At 39.8% G+C, this 16,646-nt stretch carries 14 protein-coding genes and 1 pseudogene; 11 read left to right on the top strand and 4 right to left on the bottom strand.

Annotation, left to right across the window (positions count from 1 at the left end):
* The first annotated feature begins 464 nt into the window (after positions 1-464).
* From AY601_RS15820 to AY601_RS15770, 10 genes and pseudogenes are all read left to right on the top strand, one after another.
* Positions 465-3,833: an RHS repeat domain-containing protein gene (locus tag AY601_RS15820; protein ID WP_157287962.1), complete on the top strand. Its 3,369-nt coding sequence runs from the start codon at positions 465-467 to the stop codon at positions 3,831-3,833.
* 4 nt (positions 3,834-3,837) lie between these two features.
* Positions 3,838-6,978, top strand: coding sequence for a DUF6443 domain-containing protein (locus AY601_RS26105; protein ID WP_068402799.1), 3,141 nt, complete (start codon positions 3,838-3,840; stop codon positions 6,976-6,978).
* Complete coding sequence (locus AY601_RS15810) at positions 6,944-7,369, top strand: hypothetical protein (RefSeq protein ID WP_068402797.1); 426 nt, start codon at positions 6,944-6,946, stop codon at positions 7,367-7,369. Before AY601_RS26105 ends, AY601_RS15810 begins: the two co-directional genes overlap by 35 nt.
* A 37-nt stretch (positions 7,370-7,406) precedes the next feature.
* Positions 7,407-7,670, top strand: a pseudogene (locus AY601_RS26100) (RHS repeat-associated core domain-containing protein); the annotation flags it as partial.
* A 9-nt stretch (positions 7,671-7,679) separates the two neighbouring features.
* Positions 7,680-8,333, top strand: coding sequence for a hypothetical protein (locus AY601_RS15800; protein WP_068402793.1), 654 nt, complete (start codon positions 7,680-7,682; stop codon positions 8,331-8,333).
* Positions 8,334-8,341: 8 nt separating this feature from the next.
* A complete protein-coding gene (locus AY601_RS15795; RefSeq protein WP_068402791.1) occupies positions 8,342-8,863 on the top strand; it encodes a hypothetical protein in 522 nt (173 codons plus the stop codon).
* A gap of 7 nt (positions 8,864-8,870) precedes the next feature.
* Positions 8,871-9,263, top strand: coding sequence for a hypothetical protein (locus AY601_RS15790; RefSeq protein ID WP_157287960.1), 393 nt, complete (start codon positions 8,871-8,873; stop codon positions 9,261-9,263).
* A 9-nt stretch (positions 9,264-9,272) separates the two neighbouring features.
* Entirely contained in the window at positions 9,273-9,692 is a 420-nt protein-coding gene (locus AY601_RS15785) for a DUF4304 domain-containing protein (protein ID WP_068402787.1), read from the top strand.
* Positions 9,689-9,871 carry a hypothetical protein gene (locus AY601_RS15780; protein WP_068402785.1) on the top strand — a complete coding sequence of 61 codons (183 nt, stop codon included), beginning with the start codon at positions 9,689-9,691 and terminating at the stop codon, positions 9,869-9,871. Before AY601_RS15785 ends, AY601_RS15780 begins: the two co-directional genes overlap by 4 nt.
* A 293-nt stretch (positions 9,872-10,164) precedes the next feature.
* Positions 10,165-10,494, top strand: coding sequence for a DUF1493 family protein (locus AY601_RS15770; protein ID WP_157287956.1), 330 nt, complete (start codon positions 10,165-10,167; stop codon positions 10,492-10,494).
* Positions 10,495-10,597: 103 nt separating this feature from the next.
* Here AY601_RS15770 and ychF read toward each other — a convergent pair whose 3' ends face one another.
* Positions 10,598-11,692 (bottom strand): redox-regulated ATPase YchF, encoded by a 1,095-nt coding sequence (gene ychF, locus AY601_RS15765; RefSeq protein WP_068402781.1) that lies wholly within the window; start codon positions 11,690-11,692, stop codon positions 10,598-10,600.
* Positions 11,693-11,824: 132 nt separating this feature from the next.
* Here ychF and AY601_RS15760 point away from each other — a divergent pair, with 132 nt between their 5' ends.
* Positions 11,825-12,307: a DUF5362 family protein gene (locus AY601_RS15760; RefSeq protein ID WP_068402779.1), complete on the top strand. Its 483-nt coding sequence runs from the start codon at positions 11,825-11,827 to the stop codon at positions 12,305-12,307.
* A gap of 27 nt (positions 12,308-12,334) precedes the next feature.
* Here the strand turns inward: AY601_RS15760 and AY601_RS15755 are convergent, their stop codons facing one another.
* The 3 genes from AY601_RS15755 to AY601_RS15745 form a co-directional block, all read right to left on the bottom strand.
* Positions 12,335-13,021: a YgaP-like transmembrane domain gene (locus AY601_RS15755; protein WP_068402778.1), complete on the bottom strand. Its 687-nt coding sequence runs from the start codon at positions 13,019-13,021 to the stop codon at positions 12,335-12,337.
* Positions 13,022-13,023: 2 nt separating this feature from the next.
* The gene (locus AY601_RS15750; RefSeq protein ID WP_068402776.1) at positions 13,024-13,269 is read right to left on the bottom strand and encodes a hypothetical protein; all 246 of its coding nucleotides are present in this window, start codon (positions 13,267-13,269) and stop codon (positions 13,024-13,026) included.
* Positions 13,270-13,471: 202 nt separating this feature from the next.
* The gene (locus AY601_RS15745) at positions 13,472-16,621 is read right to left on the bottom strand and encodes an efflux RND transporter permease subunit (RefSeq protein ID WP_068402770.1); all 3,150 of its coding nucleotides are present in this window, start codon (positions 16,619-16,621) and stop codon (positions 13,472-13,474) included.
* Positions 16,622-16,646: the final 25 nt, after the last annotated feature.

Here is a 16,646-nt window from a genome sequence, read left to right as displayed (position 1 = left end):
ACTGTGTTTTCGCATAAATAACAAATTCATACACTAGCAACACAGACGTTTAGTTCGATTGTGAGACGATTATATTTCAACAAGGTATTTGACGGGTTCTGGTTGCAGTTTGAAGCGGGTTTGATACGGGTTTGAAACGCCTCGACCCGTATCAAACCCGCTTCAAACTGCTGGAGAACATAGCCAGTAATTAGCTTCTGATCTTCGTTAAAGGTATGGAGACTAGTATCTGTATAGTGCAGAAATATAGCTGAACAGGCATATGGATAGGAAAGACAAGCTATTCATCGCTGGAACGATCTTGGGGCTCCTCTGCTCTAATCTTGATAAAATAGAAACAAAAGAGAAAATGTGGAAAAAAAATAAAGATCCGTATGGGAGATCGTGTTGTAAAAGTATACTGTATATAGTATAGGAATATATCTTTTCAAATCTAAGTTCTCACAATTAAACTTAAAATAGACATGAAAATGCTTTTCAAATCATCTCTGTTCTACTTTCTTTTTAGTATCATGTTTGGTCCTGCTGGTTTTGCACAGGTTGGACTATTAAATTCCATTCAGCAACCCCTTTCTCCCAATGCTGAAGCATTGGGCAAGTTCGTAGAAATGCCTGTGGGTAATTTTACCGGAACTCCTGAAATCAACATCCCTCTGTATGAATTCAAGAGTAATAGTTTTACTGTTCCGATTTCCTTATCCTACCATGCTTCCGGGATCAAAGTGCGCGAAATCCCGGGTTGGGTAGGTGCTGGTTTCCTGTTGAATGCTGTCGGGGCGATCGTGCGCGTGGTGCGTGGTTTGCCAGATGGCATGGAATCTCCAAGTGGGATTGACGTAAGTAATGTAGGTTACAAAAATGTGATCGGACTGCCGGGGCATGAAGGTCTGACCGGACTGGACGGAAGAATGGATAAAGACGTTGCCTCGGATCTTTCTTTTACTAAAGTTGATATGGAGTTCGACGAGTTTTATTACAATTTCATGGGTTATACCGGAAGTTTTATGTTTACCAACCAGGGGACTGTAATGATGAAAACAGCCAGTAACCTGAAGGTTGAGTTTTCTGTGGATAATTTTAAAATCACTGATGCCAACGGCATGATCTATGAGTTTAAACAATATGAATCCCAGGCCAATGACCCGCACTGGTACATCAGTACCTGGTACCTGACCAAAGCGATCAATCCTTTCAGGAATGAAACTGTAGAATTTAAGTATGAACCTTTTGGCCTGATCAATCCTTACCGGATCAGCAATGGCCCAACCATTTATTATGACCAGGTATTTGATTTTAATAATTCACCGAAAGTTCCTGTCGGGATCCAAAACCCTGGTTGCGAGCAACAAGGTTCAGAAAGGGTAATGGCCAATCCGCTCAGTAAGGATAATCTTTTTTTAAAACAAATCATTTATCAAACAGATACGGTTAAATTTTATATTGATAAAACAAGGCGTACCGATGTCTATAAGGTCAGGCTGGACAGTATGAAGATTTTTAGTGGTAGTACCACGCTTCATAAAGCCAGTTTTGGTTATACTTATAGTGATACGGTCACCACCGATTCTCTCAGTAAAAAGATGCTGTTGAAAAGCGTAAAAATTGATGATCAGAGACCTTATTCTTTTGATTATTACGGCAGTTATATGAGCAGAACAATGCCCGGTATTGTAGGTAACGGTGCGGATATGTGGGGCTATTATAACGGAGAAGACTTTCCTTTTGGTTTTGGCGGGCACCGTATTTTTCCAAAATATGGCTATAAAGATATTCTGACTTATAGCAATGACCGTAATAGCAGTTACAGTAATGCAGACTGGAAGTATGCGCAGATTGGCTCTTTACAGAAAATTACGTATCCTACTGGTGGCTTAACGGAATTTGAATACGAAGGGCATGATTTTACCTCTGATATCTATTTTGCCGGCGTTGTATTTATTCCTGATTCTTTAAGGAGTTCGGAGGCAGGCTCCGACAACTGGTCTGGTAGTTTCCAGCCAATCTTGCATAGCAATGAGTTTATGATCCATCAGGATCAAACAGTCACTGTCAATACCACAATTGGGTTATCCAATCAAATTCTTGATCTGACCAGTTACCGGAATAATTTATATAACACACTGGATCCGGCAGTGCAGCAAGGAATTGTAAGGCTTTATAAATTTAACCTGCTGACCAAAGTATTCGATCTGGTAGAGACCAGGACTTTTAACCCGGTTACTGTCATTGGTAACCCAGCCACTAACCTGGCTTTTACTACAGCCAGACCCAGCGGAACTTCTACAGAAGGCCATACCCGATTTTTAACCACAGGCAGATATAAACTGGAAACCGAGGTACATAATTTAGGGATCAGGGCTCTGATTACAGTGGATAACAAATTCTCTTACCGTAAGCCTGGCATAACCAATGTGTACAATATGGGCGGGATCAGGATCAAAAAGATCAGGTTTACCAGCCCGGTCAATGCATCTTTCTTTGAGAAGAGCTATGACTATACCTACCAGGGAAAAACCTCAGGAAAACTGCTGATTCCCTATGAATGTGTCAACACCTGGACTTATGTGGGAGAGTACCGGACCCTGACTTATGTCAATGGCCAGCCCTATACCAATATCGCCCCGCAGTATTGCCGGTATTTTAAGATTTACCACAACAATACGATTCCACTGGGCAGCGGAAAGAATGGCCCGATAGGTTATGACCATGTTACGGAAAAGATGAATGATGGCAGAAAAACAGTGATGGAGTTTTCTGTACTTGCCGATGAATATGTGCCGGATGAGGATGGCTTATTAAGTAAAGACAATGCGGTCTGGAGAGGGAACTTGAAAAGTGCGGATTATTATGATGGAAATAACCGGAAAATAAAAAGAGAAGTACATCTGCTGACCAATCTTTTCAGCAATCCTGCAGATGCACCGGTTACCAAAAGTGCTTATTTGACTGGAATCATGCCCCCGGGTTCGGATCACGGTGTAAGTCAATGGTGGGCCGAAATAGATGCCAGGCAGGACAATGTAGTTCCAGGCAGGGATTCTATCCTTTATTTCAACGGTACCGATACGCTGAAAGAAGTCACTAAATATGCCTATGACAATAAGCTTTATCCTACCGCTTCAAGGATTACGAAGATCGTTTCATCAGGTGACAGTACGGTCACGTATTTGAAGTACCCCTATGATTATACGATTAGTGGGGCGACTTCAGTTCCTTTTTCCCAGGGCGTGAAACTCCTTCAGACCAAAAACGTGGTTTCCCAGCCCGTAGAGACTTATGTGAAGCGCTATACGGCAGGGGCAGTGAAAGTAACCCAGGCACAACTGATTGCTTTCAAGTCCGCTTTGCCTGCTGCCGACACGGTGTATGCCTTGAACAATTCAGCCGGACTGACAGATTTTAGTCCGGCAAACTTTACGATTAGTTCTGCCAGTAAGGATGGCCGTTACCTGCGCAGGCTGCTGTTCAATAAGTATGACAATGGTAATGTAGTAGAGCAAAGTAAAGATGGTGAACCCAAAGAAGTGCTGGTCTGGGGATACCGGCGGAGGTTTATTGTCGCTAGTGTGAAAAGTAGTACTTATGCTGCTGTTATTGCGCTGGTAGATACCAATGTAATCAATAATCCTTCCAGTGATGCGGCAATGCGGACAGAGCTTCAAAAGATCAGGACCGGGCTGGCCAGTACAAATCCAAAAGCGAAGGTCACCAGTTCAACCGATCCCAAAGGGGAAACGGTCTATTATGAATATGATAGCTATGGCCGGTTAAAGCGGATGAAAGATTTAAACGGGGATATTCAAGAGAACACATGGTATCACTATAAACCTTAAGATCATGAACAGAACTTTTCTATATCAATTATTAGGAATTTATGCACTGCTGATGCTTTTGCCTGGTTTGTCCAGTCAGGTGATGGCACAATCTTCAGATCAAAATTATATTCAGACCGCTAAGGTGCGTACGAGTGGTTTAACTACAGAGGCAGCAGTTAATACTGCTATGGGCAATAAAAGTAATGCACAGGTCACGATCCAGTATCTGGATGGTCTGGGCAGGCCGATGCAGGTGGTGCAGCGGCAAGGTAGTCCGCTTGGTAAGGATATGATCCAGCCCATCGCCTATGATACCCTTGGACGCGAGGTCAAACAATATTTGCCTTATGTCTCTGGCGTAAGCAGCGGGATTTACCAGCCGGGCGCGCTGACCGATCAGCAGACGTTTTACAATAGCCCGCCTACCGGTGTAGTGGGTATTGTTAGTGGCTCCGGACAGGTGGCTTACTCAGAAACCAAATTTGAAGCCTCTCCGCTGAATAGGCTACAACAGCAGGGATTTCCCGGAGCGGACTGGAAAATTGGAGGTACTCATACCAGGAAGCAGGGTTATGGATTTAATGCAGCCAGTGATGTGAGGTTATGGAAGATAACAGATACCGGCGCTGTGGGGACGGGGTATTTCCCTAAAGCAAGGTTGTATACAGATACCCTGACAGATGAAAATGGGAACAAGAATATCACCTATACTGACTTTGAGGGGAAAGTCCTTTTAAAAAGGGTTCAGGATAACAGTGGTTACCTGAGCACTTATTATGTGTATGATGAACTCAGCAACCTGAGGTATGTCCTTCCTCCGGGCTTCACGGCCACCGTGTTTTCCGAGAGCAATGCAGCATTTGACCGGTATATCTATGCTTACCATTACAATGGCAAAAGACAGGTTGTCGAGAAGAAAATCCCGGCAAGGGGCTGGGAGTTTATGGTTTACAATAAACTCTATCAACTGGTGATGTCCCAGACCGCTACCCAGCGCGCTAAGTCGCCCCAGGAATGGACAATTTTTAAGTTCGATGAACTTGGCCGCCCGGGAATAAGCGGGATTTATGTCCATGCAGGCAGTGCGGCTAATACCAGTTACAGAACGGTTCAGCAGGCAGCTGTGGATGCCAATAGCAATTTATGGGAAACCAGTATACTGACTGGTACAGGGTATACTTCCAATACTTACCCGACAAGTTGGAGCACGACCTTAAGCATCAATTATTATGACAATTACAATTTCCCGGGTGGAGCGACTTATAGTTATGGTGCGGCCAGCACGATGACCAATGGGCTTTTGACAGGGACTAAAGTAAATGTACTGGGTACCTCAAACCTGCTGTTAAGTCTCAATTTTTATAATAATAAAGGACAGCTGGAGAAATACTTTAGCCAGCATTACCTGGGGGTTACGGTGAGTAATGGCAATTACGACGAGGTCAGCAATACCTACCTGTTTAGCGGGGAGCTGGCCAGCAGTACCCGGAAACATTTTGCAGGGGGTAGCCAGGTCGTACAAATCGCCATGCGTTATCTCTATGATCACATGGGACGTAAAACGAAAACGTACCAGCAAATGGATGCCAATACCGAAGTTTTGCTTTCCGAAGTGGCTTACAATGAGCTCGGTCAGGTTTATACCAAAAGTCTGCACAATGGTTTGCAGACCACGACATTCAGCTACAACAGCCGGGGTTGGTTAACCGGCAGTTCGGCTCCGCTTTTTGCCCTGCAGCTCAAATACAATGATGGCAGCATACCACGCTACAATGGTGACATTACCGAACAAAAGTGGGGAACGCCGGGAAGCCTGGGCAAGTCTTATACCTATAGCTATGATAAACTTGGCCGGCTGACCGATGGGGTTTCAGGAACCGGGAACCATGAAAAGGAAATCAGTTATGATGTGATGGGCAATATCCTGTCACTCAAAAGGGATGCAGCGGTACAGAACTACACTTATACCGGTAACCGGTTAAGCAGTGTCAGTAGTGGTATCACCCGTTCGTACACCTATGATAGCAATGGAAATGCATTAACTGATGGGACCAGCACAATCACTTATAACTTCCTGGATCTTCCTGTGACTGTGATCAGTGGAGGGATAACCACTACTTATACCTATGATGCAACTGGGAATAAATTAAGAAAAGTCACTGGATTGGCAGTCACTGAATATATTGCCGGGATACAATACGCAGGAAGCGCCATTGATTTTATACAAACTGAAGAGGGACTGGTCAGAAAAAGCGGATCAAATTATTTGTATCAATACGATTTAAAAGATCATCTGGGCAATAGCAGGTTGTCATTTGACATTTTTAACAATGCGCCACGTGAAGTACAGCATGATGATTATTATCCTTTTGGCAAAGCGTTTAACAGCTGGACGTTTGGTCAACGAAATAATTATCTTTATAATGGTAAGGAATTACAGGGAGAATGGGGAAGATACGATTACGGAGCAAGGTTCTATGACCCCCTGACCGGTAGGTGGGATGTGGTAGATCCGATGGCGGAGAATTTCGATCACGTATCACCATATAACTACGGCATGAACAACCCGGTTTTGATGACAGACCCGGATGGTATGGATGTCGATACAAGTAAGAAAGTACTTCCACTTTCGCCAGTAAAACCAATACAATTAAAAGAGGTTGTTATAAAATCAGGTAATCATAAAGGAATGGTTGCCTATACTGTAACACCATTATTTGGTGAAGGGTCGTTTATAGCTTATCGCTTGCCTGAGGCTACAAGACTAGCTGGCCAAGCAGCAATAAATTCTACTTTTACAACCTTTACTCCACTAGGAAGGGCAATAAGTGTAGTTGACAATTTGTTGAATCTTGCTCATAGTATGAGAATGGCCAACAAAACTATTGATGACCTAAAGAAAGGTGGAAAATCTGAAGGACATACTGGAAATGGTACAGAAATAATTAATAGAGATGGTGGAATACAACAAGCTGATAAAGACTTTGATGATATTGTTGAGCCTGGTTCTGAACGGCCTAATAAATCAATTCCAGGAGGAAGAATAGGCAAAACACAAGATGGAAAAACAGTTAATGTTAGAAATAAAAGCTTAGACGGTAGACCAACTTTAGAAGTGTATAACCCTAATGCTAGAAAAATTGAAACAAAATTTAGATATTAATAGAATGGCAAATGATAATTATGAAATATGGGAACCAATTATAGGGGATTCAGGAGTATTATATTTTTTCGAATTACATAATGAGATGGGGGCGTTAACTATAATGTTGAAAAAAATCGGATTATTAGACAAGACGCTCAGAATAAGATTTGATGGGGTACTTGCTTATAGAGTTGTGCAAGAAGCAGGAAGACTAAAGACAATAAATGATAACCCTTCTTTAAGTACACTTAATACTTCAACAAATTCTAAATTTCTTGAATGGATAAAACAAGAAAGTGGGGGTGTATTTGATGATATGGAATTAATACATTACGCAATCTGTAACTCTGATAATATTATTGATGTTATTAGTGGGCCACCTGTTATAGTTGAGTGGGTATCATCTTAAGTTTATTGAGATTGTAAATTACCACTTTCGTTAATGGATTTATAACAATGCGCTGCGTGAGGTACAGCATGATGATTATTATCCTTTTGGCAAGCCGTTTAACAGCTGGACGTTTGGTCAGCGAAATAATTATCTTTATAATGGCAAGGAGTTACAAACAGAATGGGGAAGGTATGATTACGGGGCAAGGTTCTATGATCCAGTGGTTGGAAGATGGGATGTGGTTGACAAAATGTCTGAATCTGATCGCAAATACTCGCCTTACAACTATACGAGAAACAATCCAATAAGATTTACCGATCCTAATGGAATGATACCATTTGATCAATATTATGGATTAGATGGAACATTACTTGGTGAAGATGAAAATGGTATTAATGGAAAGGTAAAGTTTGTTAGCAAACAAGAAGATATAGATAAGATCAAAGCAAACACAAAGGCAGGTAGATTTACTCATTCTAGCTTAGTACAATCGGACTATTCAACAACAAAAACTGTACTGGAAGAAGGGCTTAATGTACTAAAACGTACGGTTACAAATGGTGGCTTCAAAGAAGAGAGTTCCGCTGTGACAAGTTTAGGTAAAATAATAAGAGGTGAGTCTGGTAGTAATAAATATGAAAATGTAGGTGGTGAAATAATAGCTAGTGGTGAAATGCCCATCCCTCCAGGAGAAGGTAATACCTCCATACATTCCCATCCACTTGGAATTATTAAAGACCAAGATGGAAACGATACCTATTCTTCGGCCCAAAGGCCAGGACCTTTAGACCGAGTCAACGTATTTAGCAAGTTCGACAATAATTTGATCATGGGACATTTATCTGTTCCAAAACTAGGAATCGATGACATTGGTAATACTTATATTATACAAGCTGATCATGGAGCTGTTTTTTATGATAAAGCTGGAAATCGTATACTTCAAATAGGTACAGAAGTGATGCGAAAAATTATGAAACCTTAATTTGAATTATGAAAAAAATAATATTATTCTGTGGTTTACTTATGCTAATTAGTTTTAATGCGCATACGCAACAATTTACTAAGCAATTTAATTTTGTTTTACAGATTGATGATGAAATACCCGAAATGGATATTCATGATGGATTTTTCATAGTTAAAGACAGTACGGGTAAGTTTATAAAAGACCAAATTCCTTTTGAATACCATGTTGGACGATTGATGCTACCTTCTGAAGGATATAATAAATTATATACTATGCTGTCAAAACATAGAATTTTCATAAGATTTAAGCTTAGAGAACTTCACCCTCAGGCTTTTGATGTTCAATATGAAGGGGAAATCCCCTTCTACTTTTTAAATGAAGAATATTTAATCTGTCGTATATATAATATAAAATCAAAAGAGAATAGATTGAAATATAATTTTAGAGGAAAGAAATATCTTTTTAATCTGATTATGCCTGGTACTGCAATGATACTTCTTACCTGGCCAGAATCAACAAAAGAAGAAATAAGATTGAATCAGCATTGAGTTTGAGTTGACCAGAAAAAGCGGGTCAAATTATTTGTATCAATATGATTTGAAAGATCATCTGGGCAATAGCAGGTTGTCATTTGATATTTTCAACAATGCGCCGCGTGAGGTACAACATGATGATTACTATCCTTTTGGCAAGACCTTTAACAGCTGGATGTTTGGTCAGCGAAATAATTATCTTTATAATGGTAAGGAATTACAGAGGGAATGGGGAAGATATGATTACGGAGCAAGATATATAGATATAGAAGTAAGTTCTGGCGGGAAAATACTTGGTGGTATTGAGACTAAAGTTGGAAGTTCACGATATGTCCCCATGCAACGATTAAAGGATATTTGGCTTGATGTTAATACTAAGGGAGGATATCCGATTCAAGTAGTTAGAAAACCATAAATTAAAATAATGGATAAGTATAAAATATTATTATCAGAAATCAGTAATGCTATTAAAGATTTGGGGTTCAAAAAGAAAGGCAGTAATTTTTACTACAATAGTGATGGAAATATAGGAGTAATAAACCTTCAGAAAAGTAAAGATAGCTCTTCTGAAATCACATTGTTTACCATAAATATTGGTGTTTATTCCAATTCTTTAAAAATATTCGATCAACCAGGGATAAAGTCGAAACCCTTGGTAGCCGATTGTCATTGGCGCCAGCGAATAGGTTTCTTGTTACCTGAACAGAAAGATTATTGGTGGCATATTAACGATAATATTTCTTTAGATTATTTAATAACCGAAGTGACTAATGTATTAATATCTATAGCTATACCAGAGATAAAAAACATATTACTGATAAAAATTTGGAAGAAAATTGGATGAATAGAACTTCTGCTGGTCTAACCGAGCAACAAATGTATCTTTATTTAATTGCCTTACTTAAGGCTAGGGGTAGTAATGATTTAGGGGAAAAGATTGAAGAGTTGAAATCTTTATCCAAAGGAAAACCATTTGAACAAAACATCAAAGATTGTTTACTTGACTTAGGAATTAATGCTTAAGGATACAATAATTGGTAATTGGATTCTGGATCCATTAGATGTAAAATCACTTCAGATATATGGAAATATCTCTATTGAATTTAAAGATAATGGAGAGTTGATATATAAAATACATTCAAATGAAAAAGATGAAGTTATTAATATTGTAACCCCTCCTGAAAATCGGAACGTATAAAAGGCGAAAATTCCTAACTTTAACAGAAGCCATGAACTTACAATACTGGATATTGCCAGGAAGAAACTTTATATTATAGTTGAAATTGTATAAAAAAAACTTGTTTAAAATTAACCTGATGGACAAAGACATTCTTTATATCTTTTTAATAAAACAGGCTGGTGTAACCATAGAAGAATTATCGGATGAAGCTTTATTAGAAGATGATCTGGGTATCTCTGGTGATGATGCATTTGAACTTATCGTTGCGTTTGGCAAAGAATTTAACGTCGATGTGTCAAATTTTATGGTAGCAGATTATTTTAGTGGAGAAGGAGATTTTATTCTGTCAGCTATCATCAATTTCTTCATAGGAAGGAAAGAAAAAAAACGTCTGGAATTAAGAATAAAACATCTTGAAAAAGCGATGATTGCAGGTCGTCTTGATGAACAAGTAATAAACTCTTAGAGAGTAAAAGACTATAGCACTGTCTAAAATTTCATTACAGCCTCGCAATTGCAATAACTCCGGCCTGCCTGAACAAACAGGCCGGAGTTCATTTATCAATTGATTATACGTTGAAACGGAAGTGCATAATATCACCATCCTCAACTACATAAGTTTTACCTTCAACACCAAGTTTTCCAGCATCCTTACAAGCATTTTCTGATCCTAAAGTAATGAAGTCATTATATTTAATTACCTCAGCACGGATAAACCCTTTTTCAAAATCTGTGTGGATTACACCAGCAGCCTGAGGCGCAGTAAAACCTTTAGTAATTGTCCAGGCTCTTACTTCCTGAACACCTGAAGTGAAATAAGTATATAAATTCAGTAAACGGTAAGCCGCAAGGATCAGTTTATTTACACCAGATTCAGTTAATCCTAAATCAGATAAAAACTCCTGACGTTCTTCATAGCTTTCCAGTTCAGCAATTTCAGATTCAATTTTAGCAGAGATAATCAATACTTCTGCGTTTTCGCCTTTCACCTTTTCCTTTACCAAGTCAACATAGGCATTTCCATTAATTACAGAATTCTCATCTACATTACAAACATACATGACAGGTTTCTGTGTTAACAGACCTAAATCCTGGATAAAGTCGAAATCTTCTTCAGTCAAAGCTGCCGAACGAACAGATTGTCCGCTTTCCAGATGAGGCTTGATCACACTTAGGATTTCGAAAGTCTTTTTAGCTTCTTTATCTGTTTTAGCCAGTTTCTCAACTTTCTGAATACGTTTTTCTACCGTATCCAAATCCTTAAGCTGTAATTCAGTATCGATAATTTCTTTATCACGGATAGGATCAACAGAACCATCCACATGGATTACATTTCCATCGTCAAAACAACGAAGAACGTGAATGATCGCGTTAGTAGCTCTGATGTTTCCTAAAAACTGGTTTCCCAATCCTTCACCTTTGGATGCACCTTTTACCAAACCAGCGATGTCAACAATTTCTATTGTATTCGGAACTACGCGATTTGGTTTTACCAGCTCAGCGAGCTTGTTTAAACGCTCATCAGGAACCGTAATGATACCAATATTAGGTTCGATTGTACAGAAAGGAAAATTTGCAGCCTGAGCTTTTGCGTTTGATAAACAGTTAAATAAGGTGGATTTTCCAACATTTGGTAAACCAACTATCCCACATTGTAATGCCATGAATGATTTTTTTCTTGATTTGGCGCAAAGGTATCAATTTTTTTAAATCCATCCCGCAATAAACTTGTGGTACACCCAAATATTCTTTATGTTTAAAAAATTAAAATACATTTTTCAATACAATAGAAGATCATGGACAACTTTGAGGAAATAACACCAGAATTGCAGGAGGATGCGGAGGTAGATGCATTATGGATTACGGAGGATATACGCAGTTATATCTATCAGGCTGCGAAATGGACGAGATTTCTATCAATTGTAGGCTTTGTATTCGCAGCTATGTTTGTGATGTCTGCTTTTAGCGTAGGAGCGATTTATTCGACTTTAAGCTCAGCAATGCCAGGAAATCCTTTGTTGAAATTAGGGCCAACTGTACTCACTGTCTTTTATTTATTAATAGGGCTTTTGCAGTTTTACCCTAGCTTTTTACTTTATAAATTCTCTACTTCGGCCAATAAAGCAGTTTTATTTGCTGATCAGCCAAGCTTGGGCGAAGCCATAAGCAAGCTGAAATCATTCTTTAAATTCTGGGGGGTGCTGACTATTGCACTGATCGCAATGTACATACTGATGATTATTATGGTTGTCGCTTTTGCAGGACAAGCACCGGCTTAATCATTGAAAAAATTACCTGTATAATATTTATACAGGTAATTCTACCTGGTGTTTGAAAGTTTTAATCTCCTTCGTCAGCAAATGCTCTAAGTAAGGATTTAATAACCTGGCAACACCTATTCCAAGCCCTCCTGCAGGTGGGTGGTAAGAAATAACAATCTTAAGCACAGTGCCCAGGCCATCCGGAGTTTCTTCAAACTCTACTCTTCCTACATGACGCAATACAGAATCAGCAGTTGATTTCCAGCCAATCAAATGTCCGGGTTCATCTTTTACAATTTCTGCCTTCCAGTCAACCGGGATTAAATTGCCCAGCACCTTGCTTTTCCACATTGATAAATGTTCATCGATCATCTTCACGTCCATCAGGTAATTCAAACTTCCCGGCAGATTTTTCAGGTTTCTCCAGTAACTGTATACTTCAGCAGCAGGTCTGTCGATTACAAATTCACCACGTACATTAATGGCTTGTGGCCTGCTGGCATCGATACCCAATTGCTCATAAAACAAACAATGCCCGGTAAACCCTCTGTAAGTAAGATATGCGCCATACAAAAATCTTGGCCTGAAAGGATTGCTCAGACTCTTGCTTAATAAGATCGCTCCAGCAAATACAGAGACAAAACGTTCCGTTAAGCCTACATTTGAATAGTCATGTTTTTCAATTGAGAATTTACCAGAACGTAATTTAAGATGTGTCTTTGGCGCTTCCATAATTATGATTTATTTTCAATTTGATGTCCAATGCTATCAATATCTTCCTGGCTCAGGTCTCCCCATATTTGTTCCCATTTATTATCCTCGTCCCGTCTGATCTGAGTAATTTCCTGACCTTCCGATTTACAGATAAAATACTCAACACCATCGCTCGTTTCATCTGGTTGTACCTGAATGGTTTGATCTGCTCCATTCAGCGCTGCTGTAATTTCAAATTCCGGATTATGTAATTCTAAATCTGCCATAATTTAATTGCTTATTCTTACTTAACACTTCAACAGCGGGACTGTTTCACAAAAGATGGATTTAAATTAAAAAGGGGTAGCCACTTTCGTGGTACCCCTTTAAAGTGTTTGCACAATTAAGCTTCAAAAATCTGCCAATTCTTTTGCTTAATGCAAACACAACCCTAACCAACTGAAAAAAAGTTTTTAGGATTGCGCATCTTTAATGATGCGCTACTCCTGCCGTATCCCTGGTGTCTGTCAGGTGTCTGGCTTTTTTATGATAAGCCCAATAAAATACAATTGGGTATACAAATAAACTAAATAAGGTATTCGTAATCAGACCTCCGATCACCACAATTGCCAGAGGTTTTGAAGCTTCAGAACCAATTCCGGTTGACAATGCAGCAGGCATAAGGCCAATTGCTGCCATCATAGCGGTCATAATTACCGGACGCAGCCTGGTCGCAATACCATCCTTCAAAGCATCTGGAAATGACCAAGTAGGGTGGTACTTCAGTTCTGCTATGTTTGACTTGAATTTGGTCAGTAAAATTACCCCGTTCTGTACGCAGATCCCGAATAAGGCTATAAAACCAATACCTGCCGAGATGTTAAAATTGACACCAGATGCCAGCAAGGCCAAGACACCGCCGACCATGGCAAAAGGAACATTATTCAGGACCAGCAATGAATCTTTAATATTCCCGAATAAGACAAACAGGATAAAGAAGATCAGCAATAAACTGATTGGAACAGCCTGAGATAACCTCGCTGTTGCACGCTGCTGATTTTCAAAATCCCCTGCCCATTGCAGTTTATATTCTTTAGGTAATTTGATTGCTGCATTTACTTTCGCTTGTGCTTCTGCAATGGTACTTCCCATATCTCTTCCTCTGATCGAGAATTTAATCGCACCATACCGCTGGTGTTTATCACGGTATATAATACTTGGTCCGGTTACTTTTTTAATCGTGGAAATTTCACTCAATGGTACTTTTGCACCCGAAAGACTTTGTATTCTCAGGTTACCAATAGATTCCTCATTTTGCCTGAAAGAATCCGGATACCTGATCCTCAGTTGAAACTTGCGTTCACCTTCATAGATCTGGGTCGCTGCTTTTCCGCCAATCGCCATTTCAATAACAGCATTTGCATCTTCTGCCCTTATTCCATACAAGGCCATTTTTGTCTGATTCAGGTTAATCTGTAATTCAGGTTGTCCTAAGTTTCTTAAAATCCCTAAATCCTGGATGCCTTTAACTGTTTTCAGGATGTTCTCGATCTTTTCCTCCTGTTTCTCGATGAAACCAAAGTCATTCCCGAACATTTTGACTACAATCGATCCTTTTACTCCTGATACTGCTTCTTCTACGTTGTCAGAGATTGGCTGAGAAAAGTTAAGACTAATCCCCGGATAACCTTTTAACCGCTCTTGCATGCGCTCAATCAGTTGCTCTTTACTCTCTTTGCGCTTCCATTCATCCTTCGGATAAATGTCAACCAGGAATTCCATATTATAAAAACCTGTCGCATCTGTTCCATCATTAGGTCTTCCGGTCTGAGATACCACTTGTTTAACCTCGTCAAAGTGAAGGAAGATTTTGCGGATCTCATTAGATAGCTTTTTAGTTTCATCTAAGGATATACTTAGTGGTGCACTTGCACGGACATAAATAGAACCTTCATCAAGCGATGGTAAAAACTCTGTACCCAGGAATTTGAAACTGAATAAGCCTAAGATCAGGATCACCAGTGAGATCCCGAACACCAGTTTTCTCGCTTTGAAACAAGCATTATAAAACCGGATTGTTCCGTTGGTAATGGCACGCAGAAAGAAGTTGTGTTTCTCTTTTACATTTTTATTTAACAGGACACTTGCCAGTGCAGGTACCAGAGTAAAAGTGAGGATCAATGCACCCAGTAAGGCAAAACTTAACGTCCATGCCAATGGTGAGAACATTTTCCCCTCAACTTTCTCAAAGGTAAAAATAGGTAGTAACCCTGTAATGATAATTAGTTTGGCAAAGAATATACCTTTACCATTCTCTAAACAAGCTCTTTTAATGATCCCGAGTTTACTCAGACCATTGAATTTTTGCATTCCGGTAGCCTGTGCACGGTGATCAAGGGCAACAAAAATCCCCTCGACCATGACCACGGCCCCGTCTATAATAATACCGAAGTCAATCGCCCCCATCGACAATAAGTTGGCAGACATTCCCTTTAATTTCAAACAAATAAAGGCGAATAGTAAAGCCAGTGGAATGATGATAGACACAATCAGCGTAGTCCGCCAGTCTGCCATAAATAAGAACACAATAACGGTAACGAAGATAATTCCCTCCATCATATTGTGCATTACGGTATGGATTGCGAAATTCACCAGGTTCTCTCTATCATAGAAAGTATTGATCTTCACATCCGGCGGCAGGATATTATCATTGATATCTTTAATCTTCTCTTTTAACCGGGTCAGGACCTCGCTCGGGTTTTCGCCTTTACGCATCACTACAATCCCTTCAACGACATCGGGGTCATTGTCGCGGCCTACTTGCCCCAATCTTGGCAAAGCACTCTCTGTGACGTCGGCAATGGTTTTTACATAAACTGGTGTTCCGTTTACATTGTCTACAATTACATTATTGATTTCATCAATATTATTGAGTACGCCAATTCCACGAACTACATAAGCCTGACCGCCCTGGTTGATCACATCACCACCCACGTTGATATTACTTTTGGATACCGCCTCAAAAAGTTCAGCTGCGGTTACGCCATATTGTATAGATTTTTGCGGATCAACAGTAATCTGGTAGGTTTTAACCTCTCCACCAAAACTCACCACATCGGCGATGCCGGGTACAGAAAGCAATTCTCTCTCCACTACCCAATCCTGCAATGTTTTTAATTCCCGGATTGATTTTTTGTCGCTTTTTAAAGTATAACGGAAAATCTCACCCGTTGGCCCATAAGGAGGCTCAACTTCAGGATTTACACCTGCCGGGATATCTGCTTCGGCAATGTGATTGTTAACCTGAACTCTCGCAAAGGCATAATCTACATCATCTTCAAATGTTATTTTAACGATAGATAAACCGAATAGTGAAGAAGAACGGATACTGGTTCTTTTTTCGGTCGGGTTCATCGCTATTTCAAGTGGTCTGGTTACAAACTTTTCTACCTCTTCAGCACTACGGCCCGGCCATTGTGTAATGATCGTAACATTCGTATTGGTTACATCTGGAAAAGCCTCGATGGTGGTGTGCTTAAAGCTCAGATAACCAGCCACGATCATCACCAGGGTAGCAAAGAAAATGAAGACCTTATTTTTTAGGGAAAAACCTATGATCGTCTTAATGAATTTATTCATTATAGTGGATTTTTATCTGGTGTAA

Source organism: Pedobacter cryoconitis (assembly GCF_001590605.1).
GTDB lineage: Bacteria > Bacteroidota > Bacteroidia > Sphingobacteriales > Sphingobacteriaceae > Pedobacter > Pedobacter cryoconitis_A.
Note: the sequence above shows the minus strand (reverse complement) of the source record. Positions and strands in the feature narration are given on the sequence as shown.